This is a genomic window from Paenibacillus sp. 32352, assembly GCF_002042965.1.
GTDB lineage: Bacteria > Bacillota > Bacilli > Paenibacillales > NBRC-103111 > Paenibacillus_S > Paenibacillus_S vulneris.
Genome location: NZ_MZNT01000001.1, coordinates 875,471 through 888,911, shown reverse-complemented (window position 1 = coordinate 888,911; position 13,441 = coordinate 875,471). Strand labels below are relative to the sequence as shown.

15 protein-coding genes are annotated in these 13,441 nt (G+C 47.7%); 3 read left to right on the top strand and 12 right to left on the bottom strand.

Translation table 11 applies throughout. The features are described from left to right. Positions 1–3: 3 nt before the first annotated feature. From B1728_RS03900 to B1728_RS03865, 8 genes are all read right to left on the bottom strand, one after another. A complete protein-coding gene (locus B1728_RS03900) occupies positions 4–1,794 on the bottom strand; it encodes a sensor histidine kinase (protein WP_079908836.1) in 1,791 nt (596 codons plus the stop codon). A gap of 75 nt (positions 1,795–1,869) precedes the next feature. Continuing rightward, positions 1,870–2,898 carry a galactofuranose ABC transporter, permease protein YjfF gene (gene yjfF / locus B1728_RS03895; protein WP_079908835.1) on the bottom strand — a complete coding sequence of 343 codons (1,029 nt, stop codon included), beginning with the start codon at positions 2,896–2,898 and terminating at the stop codon, positions 1,870–1,872. Further along, positions 2,882–3,922 carry an ABC transporter permease gene (locus B1728_RS03890; RefSeq protein ID WP_079908834.1) on the bottom strand — a complete coding sequence of 347 codons (1,041 nt, stop codon included), beginning with the start codon at positions 3,920–3,922 and terminating at the stop codon, positions 2,882–2,884. Before B1728_RS03890 ends, yjfF begins: the two co-directional genes overlap by 17 nt. Continuing rightward, positions 3,894–5,426, bottom strand: a complete 1,533-nt coding sequence (locus tag B1728_RS03885) for a sugar ABC transporter ATP-binding protein (protein WP_079908833.1) — start codon at positions 5,424–5,426, stop codon at positions 3,894–3,896. The genes B1728_RS03890 and B1728_RS03885 overlap by 29 nt, the downstream gene beginning before the upstream one ends. A 92-nt stretch (positions 5,427–5,518) precedes the next feature. After that, on the bottom strand, positions 5,519–6,532 hold the full coding sequence (locus B1728_RS03880; RefSeq protein ID WP_079908832.1) for an ABC transporter substrate-binding protein: 1,014 nt from the start codon (positions 6,530–6,532) through the stop codon (positions 5,519–5,521). A 275-nt stretch (positions 6,533–6,807) separates the two neighbouring features. After that, on the bottom strand, positions 6,808–7,248 hold the full coding sequence (locus B1728_RS03875) for a hypothetical protein (protein WP_144027744.1): 441 nt from the start codon (positions 7,246–7,248) through the stop codon (positions 6,808–6,810). Positions 7,249–7,448: 200 nt separating this feature from the next. Then, entirely contained in the window at positions 7,449–7,820 is a 372-nt protein-coding gene (locus B1728_RS03870) for an ester cyclase (protein ID WP_144027743.1), read from the bottom strand. 85 nt (positions 7,821–7,905) lie between these two features. After that, the gene (locus B1728_RS03865) at positions 7,906–8,460 is read right to left on the bottom strand and encodes an NADPH-dependent FMN reductase (protein WP_079908830.1); all 555 of its coding nucleotides are present in this window, start codon (positions 8,458–8,460) and stop codon (positions 7,906–7,908) included. Between the two features lie 443 nt (positions 8,461–8,903). Here B1728_RS03865 and B1728_RS03860 point away from each other — a divergent pair, with 443 nt between their 5' ends. The 3 genes from B1728_RS03860 to B1728_RS03850 all read left to right on the top strand — a co-directional run bounded on the left by B1728_RS03860 (position 8,904) and on the right by B1728_RS03850 (position 10,638). Next, positions 8,904–9,782: a sigma-70 family RNA polymerase sigma factor gene (locus tag B1728_RS03860; protein WP_079908829.1), complete on the top strand. Its 879-nt coding sequence runs from the start codon at positions 8,904–8,906 to the stop codon at positions 9,780–9,782. Between the two features lie 332 nt (positions 9,783–10,114). Beyond that, complete coding sequence (locus B1728_RS03855) at positions 10,115–10,321, top strand: spore coat protein (RefSeq protein ID WP_256865214.1); 207 nt, start codon at positions 10,115–10,117, stop codon at positions 10,319–10,321. 23 nt (positions 10,322–10,344) lie between these two features. Continuing rightward, entirely contained in the window at positions 10,345–10,638 is a 294-nt protein-coding gene (locus tag B1728_RS03850) for a spore coat protein (RefSeq protein ID WP_079908828.1), read from the top strand. Positions 10,639–10,795: 157 nt separating this feature from the next. Here the strand turns inward: B1728_RS03850 and B1728_RS03845 are convergent, their stop codons facing one another. From B1728_RS03845 to B1728_RS03830, 4 genes are all read right to left on the bottom strand, one after another. Continuing rightward, a complete protein-coding gene (locus tag B1728_RS03845) occupies positions 10,796–11,506 on the bottom strand; it encodes an SDR family oxidoreductase (RefSeq protein WP_079908827.1) in 711 nt (236 codons plus the stop codon). Between the two features lie 24 nt (positions 11,507–11,530). Further along, positions 11,531–12,091, bottom strand: coding sequence for an NAD(P)H-dependent oxidoreductase (locus tag B1728_RS03840; protein WP_079908826.1), 561 nt, complete (start codon positions 12,089–12,091; stop codon positions 11,531–11,533). A 256-nt stretch (positions 12,092–12,347) separates the two neighbouring features. Next, positions 12,348–12,788 carry a hypothetical protein gene (locus B1728_RS03835; RefSeq protein ID WP_079908825.1) on the bottom strand — a complete coding sequence of 147 codons (441 nt, stop codon included), beginning with the start codon at positions 12,786–12,788 and terminating at the stop codon, positions 12,348–12,350. A 247-nt stretch (positions 12,789–13,035) separates the two neighbouring features. Then, positions 13,036–13,398 carry a winged helix-turn-helix transcriptional regulator gene (locus B1728_RS03830; RefSeq protein WP_079908824.1) on the bottom strand — a complete coding sequence of 121 codons (363 nt, stop codon included), beginning with the start codon at positions 13,396–13,398 and terminating at the stop codon, positions 13,036–13,038. Positions 13,399–13,441 lie beyond the last annotated feature (43 nt).

The window sequence follows — 13,441 nt, the reverse complement described above, 5'->3', positions numbered from 1 at the left end:
ACCTCAACCTGTTTTATTGCCCAACTGAACCATAGGATGCCTGATCTCTACCGTCGTCCCTTTTCCAACCTCACTATAGATCTGAAGCCCATAGGCCGCTCCATATGTCAATTGAATGCGCTCATTCACATTGAATAGGCCAATCCCATATTTCTCTTCTCGCTTCTTGAGGCCGCGCAGGATCTCGTTAATCTCCTGGAGTTTATCCGGCGGAATACCTGCCCCGTCATCTGTAATCCGAAAACAAAGAGTATCTTCCTGTCTCTCTGCACTGATCGTAATCAATCCCTTGCCTGTTCTTGCCTTGATGCCATGATAAATGGCATTTTCCATTATGGGCTGAAGAATCAGCTTAAGCACATGATATTTGAGCAACTCCTGAGGGATATCAAACCGAAAGTCCAGCTTATCCATATAACGTGACATTTGAATAATCATATAGCTCTCCGCATGCTTCACCTCATCCCTAATCGGAATCCATTCATGTCCGCGGTTTAACCCGATCCGGAATAAATTCGTCAGTGCGCCTATGATTTCAATAATATCGTCCGCTTCGTATTCCTGAGCCATCCATTGGATCGTATCCAGCGTATTATACAAAAAATGAGGCTTAATTTGCGCCTGAAGCACCTGGAGCTCCGCTTCGCGCTTCTGCTTCTGCTCGTTATAAACGAGATGGATTAGATTGTTGATTTCCTCCAGCATATGGTTAAAGCTGTGACCCAGCTGACCGATTTCATCTTTGGTTTCGGAGACAAATCGCTGATTTAATCCCCCGTAGCGGACCTTACTCATCAAGCTCATCAGCTTGCGGATCGGACGTACCAGCGTTCCTGTAAAATACGTTGACAATAACGATGCCAGTACAATCGTGATGCAGGTGACAATGATGGTATAGAGCTGAATATCCTTGACCACCCTTAAATAATCGTCATTCGGAATGACTCCGATAAACTTCCACTTATTAGTCGATGGGTCCGAGTCATTGTATAAAATCCGGTAATCATGCCCTTTAATGTTTTGCGTCACACTTCCCTGAAATCCGAATTGCAGCGAGTGGCTTTGAATCCGGTAGACGATTCCGTTCGTGGGAGCGTATACAATTTCGCCTTTCTCATCTAAAATATAAATGAATCCGGACTTGCCAAGCTTAATATTTTCAAAAATCGACTTCAGCATGTCCATTCGCAGGTCCATTAAAATAACACCGGCAATCTGCTGTGTCTTCGGATCCCTAACGGCGCGGACGAGCGACAAGACGTCATAGGAGCTGTAATTTTGATAGGCAGATACATTGCGGCCAATCGGATTGCTGATAATAAGCGTTTCGTCCGGCCTCAACACAGCCTCCCGGTACCAGCTCTCTTCCGTTAACGGGTCTCGCGTAATCCGGTACATTTCGTGCGACACGAAGGCACCGTTTCTATTGACCAGCATAACACCGGTCACTTCCTTGTTATGCGACGCATACATGGACATGGTCTTTTGAATCTGCAATACCATCGCTTCCTGAGGCTCTCTCCCATTCAGGTTAACAAATTCCAGTATCGACGAATCCTCACCCAAGTAATGCAGTACATCGTTTAGGTGCTTGATATACAAATCGACATGGCTTTCTACCTGATGAATCATTTGGAGCGTACTCTGGTCCGCTTGATTCTCGGAATACGTACTATAGGTGCGGCTTCCCCAGAAGCCTAACGACAAGATCGAGATAAGAATAATTAAGAGAAAGATGCAGTTCAGCTTAAATCGAATGCTGCGGTCTTGCCAGTAATGAAGATAGGCCTTCACTGCAATCCTCTCCTCGGTTATTCGACAATATATTACAATTTCAGCATTTTATGTAATGATCGCAGAATCATAATATCACAGGTGAGCCGTATTAGCGATATGGCTTTTCCGTTTTTTTGGTTTTTGCGGGTTGCGGCTTCGTTCCTTTCGCGAGACAATGACCCTTTGCAAAGCAATAAAAGCAAACAACAAAAATCCGATTACAATTTTGGTCCACCAGGAGCTTAATGTTCCTTGGAACATGATCATGGTTTGGATGACTCCTGTGCTCAATACCCCCAGCATAGGACCAATCACATAGCCGAACCCCCCGGTAAGCAAAATCCCTCCAATGACGCATGCGGCAATTGCATCCATTTCTCCACCCATCAAGTGAAGCCCATATCCGGACAGCATATAAAAGGTAAACACAATGCCGCTTATTGCCGAGCAGAAGCCGCTTAGCGTATAAACGGCCAACTTCGTCGCAAACACGGGAAGACCCATCAATTCAGCCGATCGTTCATTGCTGCCAATCGCATATACATTCCGGCCGAATGCCGTGTATCTGGATACATACACCGCAGCAATTACCGTGATGAGAGCAACCACAACACCGATCGAAATCTTACCTTCACCCAGCAACAGAATGCGATAGTTCGATATGGCGCTATAGGTAGGGTTGTCGATGACAATGCTTTCCGGACTGATTAAAAAGCAAGTCCCCCTTGCCAGAAACATGCCTCCTAACGTTACAATCCATGGATGAATATGGAATTTGCATATGAGATAGCCCTGCAGTAAACCGAACAGCGTTCCTAGGAGCAGCATGACCGGCATGACGATAAAGGGATGTACGCCTGCCTTCAGCATGATCGCCGAAACGACACTCACCAAAGCAATTAATGAAGCGACAGAAAGATCTATACCTCCCGTAATAATAACAAAAGCCAAGCCGGTAGCCACAATAATTAAAAACGCATTATCTACAAACAGATTAAGAAATACTTGAATAGAGAAAAAGCTGTCAAACATCGCGGAGCCGGCCGCATATAAAGAGAAAAATAATACCACCGTAGCCAGAATAGTGATATTGGACGATGTAACATTAAGCGGCAGCTTCATTGACGAGCACCTTCTTCCTGATTTTTTTGCGGATCATGCGGCTGAGCTTAACCCGAAGCACTTCGGATTGAATCAAACTGATAAATAGAATGACAAATGCCTTGACGACCATAACCGATTCGGAAGGAACCCCAAGGGTGTAAATCGTTGTTGTTAGGGTTTGGATAAAAAGTGCCCCAAGAACCGTGCCGCCCAAATAAAATCGCCCGCCACGCATGGAGGTACCTCCGATAACTACCGCCAATATAGCGTCCAGTTCAAACCATAAGCCGGCGTTGTTCGAGTCGGCACCGGTTATATTGGAGCTGACAATAATACCTGCAAGTGCTGCACAAAATCCGCAAATGACATAAACCGTAATCATAATACGCGTGGACCGAATCCCTGCGAATTCGCTTGATATACGATTGGAACCGACAGCTTCGAGAAATAGGCCGAACGCTGTCTTTCTGGTGACAAAGTACAAAATAATAAATACAAAGGCAGCCAGTATGACCGCGAAGGGTAACCCCAGCCAATAGCCTCCGCCTACAAAACGGTAAGCTGGATCGGAGATCGTAATAATTTTCCCGCCGGAAATAAGCTGTGCAATTCCCCGTCCAACTGTTAACAAGATCAGCGTTGCGATCATGGGCTGTATTTTCAACTTAGCGACCAGCAAGCCATTCCAGTAGCCGCACAAAGCGCCGATTCCTAAGCCTGCGGCCAAAGCGGTAACAAATGGAAGCTGCTTCTGCAGCAAAAATGCAGCCATGGAGGCAGCAATCGCAAGCACCGAGCCTACGGAAATATCAATCCCTTCCTTGGCAATAACAAGCGTCATGCCTAATGAGATAATTAATATCGGCGTTCCGCGGTTTAATATATCAATCAGACTGCCGAATAAATGGCCATCCTGTATACGAATATGAAAAAATCCGGGTGTAAAAAACGCATTGAACAGCAAAATAACAGCAATCCCGATGGATGGCCACAGCAGCTTTAAGCGGACCATATTAATATACTGGCTCTTGAGTAATCGCATCCCGGACTCCTCCTTCCGCTATCATTTGCATGATCTGCTGTTCGCTGATCTCATGATCCGCCAGCTCTCCGATAATATGACGATCCCGTAAGACAATAATCCTGTCGCAGCAGCCCACCATCTCTTCCCATTCAGATGTAATCATAATGATGGCCATCCCTTCGGCAGCAAGGGATAGGATCAGCTTGCGGATTTCCGCCTTCGAGCCAACGTCAATCCCGCGTGTCGGCTCATCTAAGATAAGCAGCTTCGGATTCGTCGCTAACCATCGGGCCAAAATTGCTTTCTGCTGATTGCCGCCGCTTAACTGATCGATCCTTTGCTCCATATCGGAAGCTTTGATACTGAGTAGATCCATATAATAGGCTGCCATCTCCTGCTGCTTGCGCAGCGATAAATAGTTCAGAAAGCCTCTTTTGGCTTGCAGGGCAAGAACAATATTTTCCCGAACCGTCAGTTCGCCGATGATCCCTTCGACCTTACGCTCCTCAGGGCAGAAGGCCAGCCCGCGCTCAATCGCTTTCTTCGGAAACATGGTACGAATCTTCTCGTTCTCGATGGTAATGACCCCTTGGTCCGCTTTATCAATTCCAAAAATAAGCTTGGCAATTTCGGTACGACCTGATCCAAGCAGTCCGGCCAAACCTAATACTTCCCCTTTGCGAATAGCCAGGCTGAACGGCTCCATCGAACCCCGTCGCCCCAGTTGAGCAACGGAAACCCAGTCCTCTACTTTCCTTCTGCCAGTAACGGTTCGAGTCTGTTCCTCCTCGCTCCACTCCCGGCCAATCATTTTGGAAATCAGCTCAATCCTTGGCAGCTCCTCCGTCATATACTCACCGACAAGCTCACCGTTGCGAAGTACTGTTATCCGGTCCGATACTTCATAGACTTGATCCATAAAATGAGTCACGAACACGATAGCCATTCCTTCGTCCTTCAGCTGCCTCATAATCCGGAACAGCTCCCGCACTTCCTGCTGATCCAGACTAGAGGTAGGCTCATCCAAGATAAGCAGACCGGATGAGATATCTACGGCTCGCGCGATAGCAACCATCTGTTGAATCGCAATCGAATATTCGGACAGTGGTTTGGAAACATCAAGGTAAATGCTTAACCTATCCAATAGCTCCTCCGCATTAGCGTTCAATGCCTTCCAATCGATAGCTCCTCCGCGTCTTCTCGGCAGCCGGCCTATGAACAAATTTTCCGCTACGGATAAATTAGGGCACAGGTTGACTTCCTGATATACGGTACTGATCCCCAAAGCCTGCGCATCTTTGGGCGATTTAATCCGAACCTTGCTGCCGTTCAAAGAGACCGTTCCGCTGTCCATTTCATATACACCCGTCAAAACTTTAATCAAGGTGGATTTGCCTGCCCCATTCTGCCCCATCAAAGCATGGATCTCACCCGTTCTAAGTTGAAAATCCACATTCGTTAAAGCTTTGACACCAGGGAATAGCTTACTGACCCCTTTCATTAGTAATACCGGCTCCTGCATCCAACTCCACTCCTTTGTCAATTATGAAACGAAATCAAGAGCGCGGTGCTCACTCTTGATTTCGCTTTTATCTATATTGGCAAGCGTTAGGCTTAATATTTGCGGTTTGGCAAAGCGTCGATAGCCTTTTGACCGGAGAATACATCTTCATTCGATTTAATCCATTTTGGCACTTCTTTGCCTGCCTTCAAGTCTTTGGCTGCTTGGAATAATTGAGGTCCTAGCAGCGGGTTGCACTCGACAACCGTATTCAGCTTGCCTGCCTTAATGGCTTCAAACGCTTCTTTGATGCCGTCCACGGAAACCAGCTTAATGTCTACTCCGGGTTTCTTGCCCGCTTCTTCAATCGCTTGAATAGCTCCCAACGCCATGTCGTCGTTATGGGCATACACGCCTTGGATATCTTTGCCTTCCGGCGATTTTAGAATCGCTTCCATGACTTGCTTGCCTTGTGCGCGTGTAAAATCACCGCTTTGGGATTTCACAATTTTGATGTTCGGATGCTTCTTTATTTCATCGTCAAAGCCTTTTTTACGGTCGATTGCGGCGCTTGCGCCGACGGTCCCTTCAAGCTCAACGATATTCCCCTTATCCCCGATATGCTCTGCCATCGCCTTAGCGGCGTTTTGGCCTTCGAGAATAAAATCGGAGCCAATGAACGTGGTGTACAGGTCTTCATTTTTCTTGTCGATGCCGCGGTCAACCAAGATCACAGGGATTTTGGCATCCTTCGCTTCTTTAAGCACAGCCTCCCATCCCGTTTCTACCACCGGTGCCATCGCAATCACATCGACTTTTTGCGCAATGAAGGAACGGATCGCTTTAATTTGATTTTCCTGCTTCTGCTGTGCGTCGGAGAATTTCAACTCAATCGTCGGATCCGCCTTTGCCGTATCTTGAATCGATTGTGTCTCCGCGCCCCGCCAGCCACTCTCAGCACCAACCTGAGAAAAGCCTACAACGACTTTGCCGCTCGCCGGCTTAGCAGCATCAGACGCTTTGGGAGTCGCCGTCGTCTCCGTTGTTTTTGCTCCACAGCCGGTTACAAGCGATATTAAAACAGCTGCTGCAACAAGTGCCCCCATGAAATTTTTTCTTTCTGCCATTTGCGCTTCCTCCTCCAATTAAGTAATTACACATTTATTGTAAATTGGATGAAGGACAGCGTCTTTACACGCAAAAGTCATTTTTTGCTTTATTCAGTCATACGGAATCAGTGGTCACTGTTTTGAATAGGAATACACCAATAAAATAAAAAGTGCACTCATGGGTGCACTGGGGAAATAAATTATTCAATACCTGATTTGACTTTTTCTATTATCCGAGTGAATCCATTCTTACCGATTTCATTGTTGTTGATTTATTCGAACGAAAACCTCCGTCAGGGCGATCCCAAAATGGAAAGTAACTTTGCAGTGTCTTCTTCTGAAATTCTTCCAAATTTGGACTGTCCTTCAATAATCACTTCTAGTATGTCTTTCTTTGGCGAGAGCCAAATGGCATAAGTTACTGGTTCATAACTAACTGTTGGGTCTATATTGACGGTTGTAATTTTATAATCAGGCTGTCCCAGCATGGATACTTTTTCATTTGCCCATGGCACATGTATGAAAATATCCAATATCGTTTGGACTGTTTCATTATCTTCAATTTTCTTATAAATCATGTAGCCCTGCCCATCGGGTTTGCTGACATGAAGATGTACAGGTTTAGGGAAACGAGGATCTAGCTTCTGCTCATATGATAATTCTTTTTGACTGCAAGCAACTGCGATATGCAAGATAAACAGCAGCACACCGGCAATAAAGATTTTTTTCATCATATCCCCCCAATCGTTTGAGATGCAGCTTTATAAGTAATTCTATCGTTAGCAGTGGAACTTTTTTGCAATCATTCCCTGTAAGCTAAATAACGGGAACCCATCAGATTTTGTTGCAACAGCAAAAAAAGCCAGGACCCTCTTGCTTTGAGGATTCCTGGCCTTAACCGCGGGCTACGCGCCCTTAATTTGACTCCATATGGTCACCTATCGATCCAGCCGCGGTGCTCGGTGATCTTGCCTTTTGCCAGCCGATATTGGCGGTACAACGTGACGTCGATCGAATGGCCAGTAGGCGGCGTTCCGAAAAACACCCCCTCATGCGTACCCCTCACTGTCATTCTCACGAGAACCTTCTCCCCTTGAGCTACGATATCTTCCACCGTGTAGTGTTTGTCCGGGAAAGCCTCCAATATTTTGCCGGCAAACTGCTTCAGCCCTTCCCGGGACCCGTAGGCAAGCTCCTGATAATCCTCTGACAAAAACCGATCTATACAGTCAAAATCACTCTCGTTCCAAAAATCCTTGATAAACGCGGTCACCGTCTCGATATTTTGCTGTTCTACCGATATCAACGTTCAGCACCTCAATGAACGCGACAGCCGTTTCCGTATTTTTCTGTTCGATCGTTTGCATCATTCTTTCATCTCCTTTATATGGTTATCCTTGAGCCGCTGTGATGCCAGGGGCAATCGCCCGGGTCAGCCGCACGAACGACGTGACTGCGGATTGGATCCTCGCCTTCAGGTCTTCATCGAGTGGGGTACTGTCGGCATCGCAGCTGAGGTAGCCGCCTCCTGTGGAAATCCATTCCGGGTTATTGACGCAGTGCAAATTGCGCACAATGCTTTGCAAGTGCAGCAGCGAGCCGACTCCCACCGGACCGCCGGCGGAGCTGACGGCAAGCACCGTCTTTCCTGCAACCTGACTGGGCTGAAGATAATCCAGAGCATTCTTGAGCGCCCCCGAGATGGACCCATGATATTCCGGCGTCGCCAGAACCAAACCGTCTGCACTGATGACCTCCTCCACTACCATGCCGGCATTCGGATGAAGCTCCCCCGATTGAGGCGAAAATAGGGGCAAGGGCAGCTCGTATAGATCTATGAATGAAACGGAAATACCATTTGATTTCAACTGGCGTTCGATATATCGGAGAAGCATCGTGCTCGCCGCACCTTCCCGGTTACTTCCTGCTATCATTGTTATTTTCATTTTCATATCACCTTTCACTATGGTATCGTTGTATCGTTATCCAGGCACTCCGGCGCAGCTATCGCTTTCGTGCGAAATATTCGGAAGATGGAATCGGAAACGAATCATCGGAGCGCTTCGGGAGCCGGCCGGTCCCCCCTCGCTGCCCGCCGTTTTCGTTGTTCACTACATTGACGGAGCGCATTCCGAAGATGTGACCGATCCGAGTAAAAAAAATTGGCGGCCGGAGAACGGCCCGCTGGTTAAGACTTTTGGTCACATTCATCGGGTCTTATACGTCATTATTATGAGATCAACGTTTATCGGCGTCCTAGTATGGATGTTCGACCGCGTTCAAAGGTAGTTTTTATCGCCAATCAGAATGCGGCTCCTACCACATTAGCCGCTGCAATGAACTTAAACATTCTGATGTAGTAATAAATAGAGAGGAATGGGAAGATCGAATGGAGACACAGGAATGGTTGGCGGAGCAATTCGAGGCGCACCGGAGTCATCTTCAGGCAGTAGCTTACCGGATGCTGGGGTCGCTTAGTGAGGCGGACGACGCCGTTCAGGAGTCTTGGTTCCGCCTCAGCCGCTCTGACACGAGCGGCATCGGGAATATTGGCGGCTGGCTGACGACCGTCGTTTCGCGGGTATGCCTTGACATGCTTCGCTCGCGCAAATCAAGGCGCGAGGAGCCTCTCGCGACGTACGCGTCCGAGCCCGGCTCAAGCCGCGGAGACGGGAGCGATCCCGAGCAAGAGGCGCTGCTGGCCGACTCCGTCGGACTCGCCATGCTCGTCGTGCTTGGCAGCTTGAATCCGGCCGAACGGATCGCGTTCGTGCTGCATGATGTGTTCGCGCTGCCTTTCGAGGAGATCGCCCCGATCGTCGGGCGTTCCAAGGAGGCGGCAAGGCAGCTGGCCAGCCGTGCGCGGCGACGGGTGCAGGGGACGGGGACGGACCAACGCCCCGATCTGGCGCATCAGCGGGAACTTGTCGACGCCTTCCTCGCGGCGACTCGCGCGGGCAATTTCGAAGCGCTGCTCAAGGTGCTCGACCCGAACGTCGTGCTGCAGGACGACCGGGGTGTGGACAGCGCAGCAAGAGTGATACGCGGCGTGCAGGCCGTTTCGGGGCAGGTGGTCGCAGGTGGAGCCCGGGCCGCTCATCCGATGCTCATCGACGGAGCCGTGGGCATTGTAGTTGCTCCGCGCGGCGAGCTGCTGTTCGTAATCAAGGTGGCGATCGCAGACGGCAAAATCACCGGGTTCCATATCATCTCCGACAAGGAGCAAATCGGTCAGATGGATCTTGCCGTTCTGAGCGCTGGCGACTAACTGTTCCCGGTGCACGGCATTTGATCCTTCAAACAACAAGAAAGCCCCCGAGGTTTGTGCCATCGAAAAAAAGCACGAGCCTTGGGGGCTTTCTTATTCATGATAAATTTCAAAAATTACAGCAATCGCTTCAACAGAACCACGCTTAGGGTAAGTACGGAAGCTATTTAGGAGCAAACGTCTATTCAGTGATGCCTTCAATTATATTCGCAGCTAGCATCCATTTTTCTATTAAATTCAGTCTTCACGATTCTGGATTATTTTGGAAGATTAATTCCAAGGTACTACGTATACAGTATTAGAGTCAATATAAGGAGAAGGAGGTGAGGTCATTGAATAGCCCCATTGCAGGAAATTTGGGAACACACGAGATTTTGGAGCTGCATGAAATCTTGTCCTTTAAAAATGTATGTTTAACTAAGTCCGCTGCGATGCAAAATTTAGTTCAGGATCCCAACTTAAAGAGCATCATTGTTCAGGATATCACTCAATCTAAACAGGATATCCAAGAGCTTCAAAACGTGCTGGCTAAAGTTTAAAACAGAAAGTGAGGAAGAATGGAATGAATACACTTGTCCAAAATATGGCTGGAATGGGTCAAATGACGGATCAAGTAATAGCCAATGACATGCTGATTTCAGCAAAAAGCGGCATTAAGTCTTATGCTGCTGCTCTTTCCGAGACAAGTACTCCGGAAGTAAGACAAATTCTTCGTAAACAATTGGATCATGCAATTATGGCGCATGAGCAAATATCCAATTATATGATTCAAAATGGATTCTATCACCCTACTCAGGTGAAGCAGCAAATCCAATTGGATATTCAAAATGCTCAAACCGCGTTAAGCTTGGGTTAGACGAATATCCCTTCAACTCTTAACCGCATTCAAATTGGATCGACATCCGTTTATAACAAAATTCGGAGTATAAGGATGTTAAAGAACAGCCTCTTTCTTTTGAAATCGGCTGTTCTTTGCAATGCGGATCGTCAACAGGCGAGATCCTAAAATATTTTTACCAAGGAAGCTTTTCCTCCATGTAGTAGAAACCGCCCGTTGGTCCGTCTTCCGGCAATACAGCTAAACGAACAGCAGTCTTCGCTCCCTCCTCTACGGACAGCTCCGCCTTATCGCCGCCTATTCGCGTTTTTACCAAGCCCGGGTGTACAGAATTAATTTTCAGCTTGGTCGACTTGTATTTTTGCGCCCAGTAGGCTGTAAGCATGTTTAAAGCCGCCTTGGAGGCCGAGTAGGCAGGAGTGGCGATGCGCTGAGCCAGTTCATTCGTTAGCAGCATTTGTATCGATCCGAGTGCACTGCTCTGGTTGACAATCCGTCCGGCATCGCTTTTTAGCAGCAGCGGCAGCAATGCCTCTGTGATCAAGTAAGGGGCGAAGGTGTTGACTTCAAACGTATCTCGGAATGCATCCCCTTCGTAGCCTGGCTTTTCCACCCAAATTCCCGCATTGTTCACCAGAATATCCAGCCGTCCATATTCCTTCTCGATAAACCGTACCGTTTCAGCGATATGTTCCGCGTTCGTCACCTCAAGCTGAAGACCGACGGCTTGAATGCCCTCATCCTGTAATTGAACTGCAGCCTCATCAGCTGCGCCTTGTGTCCTTGCTGTTACTAATACCGTGATGCCTTGCTGGCCCAGTTGTCTGGCAATTTCAAATCCAAGTCCTTTGCTTGCTCCTGTGATCAATGCAATTTTCTTAGTCATGGACATTGTCCTCCTAGTTTTAGATTAGTTTAATATGACGATGGGTTCGCTCGATTGAACATGCTGCACAGATGCCAAGTGCTTTACATAAGCAGCCCCACTGGAAGCGATCTGCTCATCCGTCAAGTGATGTGCATTATGTAATGCAAACGGCGGAAGGTAATGGGCGCTTACATAATTGGCAAGTGCCTCCATTGGTTTGGCGATATCCCGTATGGTGAACAAATTGTATCCGCCCGGCTGATAAGAGGCTGCAGTGCCTGCTGTGGAGATGGCTATGCCAATTTCTTTGCCCTTTAAGTGCTCCCCTCCCGGACCGAAAGCCCAGCCATAAGCCAAGACTTCATCAAACCATTGCTTGAGCAGAGGAGGTGTACTGTACCAATAGAGCGGGTATTGGAAAATGATGCGGTCATGGCTGTCCAAGAGCTGCTGTTCATGCGCGACATCGATATTGTGATCCGGATACGTGTCATACAGCTCGTGAACGGTCGTATCCTTTTGCTGCTTCATGGTTTCTGTCCAAAACCGGTTGATTCGGGAACTCTGCAAATGGGGATGTGCAACGATAATTAAAGTTTTCATGGAAATCGCTCCTTATCATGTGCTTCATTTATAAGAATGATCATTCTAAAAATGAAGCAGCGGTTATTATGTTAGTAATAATGATCCGGAAGCAGGAATCTGCCTGCAGGTCCGTTATCAAGCAGTGCGGAAACGTCAGATTAGTTTTACCGCCTGCATCGGATCTATGTAAAGATGGGTCTATGATCATTTGTCCGGCCCTAGAGAACACCATCATTCTATTAGAACGACCGTTCTCCAATTAGAACGTTAAAGATTAGGCTGTTCGCTCCGCACGTTCAACCGGTAGCGCTGCTTGCTGATGCGGCTGATTCGAGAGCCATAGCACGGCTTCGTCCCAATCGGTGAAGCTTTCTTGCTGGTAAGGCAGCGAGCCGAGACCTTCTACGGTTCGATTGACGCTCAGCTTGGCTATCACGCTCTCCGGCTGAACCATTGCAAGATGGCGTAGGCCGCTTTCGTAGGCACGCTCGATGAAGATCTCCCCAATCCAAAGTTTGTCCTCCGCCTTGATGGCCGAGCCGTGACGGATATCCATCAACACTTTGCTGCCGTTCTTTATTTGCAGAAGCTCCGCTCCCTTGAGAAAAATGGTTTGAAACTCCTGACCGTAAGCGAAGCCTCTCCATTCCATGATCACGCTCTGCAGATCATCACTCCAGCTTACTACCCCGTGTGCCGATTCAAAATAACTCATTTCATTCCATCTCCTTTCATCTGGTAACAGCTGGTTTTTCCATTTGAGAATGATCATTCTATTTTGAAGATGATTTATTTGTTTCCTTCTTTTCGAAAAGTATCGTAACATATTGGGAACGATCGGTAAAGAATTATTTTTTTACCGATCATTCTCTTATGCTTTTTTCAAATCACCCAGCCATCATGACTCCCTCGTGCCAAGAATTGGAACACCGTTCCCGGGCCGCGGCACAATCCACAACTCATTATTTTTCCATAGGATTGCGAATGGTCCTCTTGTAGTTGTTCCCCCATTCCTTCATAGCGGCAATAATCGGAGTCAATGTTTCCCCGAATGCCGTTAGGGAATATTCTACCTTGGGCGGTACCTGGTGATACACTTCCCGGTGTACGACTCCGTCTTCCTCCAGCTCTCTAAGCTGCAGCGTAAGCATCCGTTGGGTAATGGTCGGACAAATTCGACGAAATTCATTAAAGCGCTTGGGTCCTTCCATCAGATGATAAAGCAATACCCCTTTCCATTTCCCCCCAATAACATCCAAAGTGAATTCAACGGGGCAGCCCTCGTCATTTGGACAATGCCCGTACCCGCTTTTACGGTCTCGCATGTATACTCAGCTCCTCAATCCAGGTTTCCTGCTCATCCCAACA

What these genes read in the sequence shown, in the direction of transcription:
- B1728_RS03880 (WP_079908832.1), bottom strand. Translation starts at nt 6,532, where the DNA reads ATGGCAGAAAGAAAAAATTTCATGGGGGCACTTGTTGCAGCAGCTGTT.
- B1728_RS03875 (WP_144027744.1), bottom strand. Translation starts at nt 7,248, where the DNA reads ATGATGAAAAAAATCTTTATTGCCGGTGTGCTGCTGTTTATCTTGCAT.
- B1728_RS03835 (WP_079908825.1), bottom strand. Translation starts at nt 12,788, where the DNA reads ATGAGTTATTTTGAATCGGCACACGGGGTAGTAAGCTGGAGTGATGAT.
- B1728_RS03865 (WP_079908830.1), bottom strand. Translation starts at nt 8,460, where the DNA reads ATGAAAATAACAATGATAGCAGGAAGTAACCGGGAAGGTGCGGCGAGC.
- B1728_RS03850 (WP_079908828.1), top strand. Translation starts at nt 10,345, where the DNA reads ATGAATACACTTGTCCAAAATATGGCTGGAATGGGTCAAATGACGGAT.
- B1728_RS03830 (WP_079908824.1), bottom strand. Translation starts at nt 13,398, where the DNA reads ATGCGAGACCGTAAAAGCGGGTACGGGCATTGTCCAAATGACGAGGGC.
- B1728_RS03890 (WP_079908834.1), bottom strand. Translation starts at nt 3,922, where the DNA reads ATGCGATTACTCAAGAGCCAGTATATTAATATGGTCCGCTTAAAGCTG.
- B1728_RS03860 (WP_079908829.1), top strand. Translation starts at nt 8,904, where the DNA reads ATGGAGACACAGGAATGGTTGGCGGAGCAATTCGAGGCGCACCGGAGT.
- yjfF (WP_079908835.1), bottom strand. Translation starts at nt 2,898, where the DNA reads ATGAAGCTGCCGCTTAATGTTACATCGTCCAATATCACTATTCTGGCT.
- B1728_RS03885 (WP_079908833.1), bottom strand. Translation starts at nt 5,426, where the DNA reads ATGCAGGAGCCGGTATTACTAATGAAAGGGGTCAGTAAGCTATTCCCT.
- B1728_RS03840 (WP_079908826.1), bottom strand. Translation starts at nt 12,091, where the DNA reads ATGAAAACTTTAATTATCGTTGCACATCCCCATTTGCAGAGTTCCCGA.
- B1728_RS03845 (WP_079908827.1), bottom strand. Translation starts at nt 11,506, where the DNA reads ATGACTAAGAAAATTGCATTGATCACAGGAGCAAGCAAAGGACTTGGA.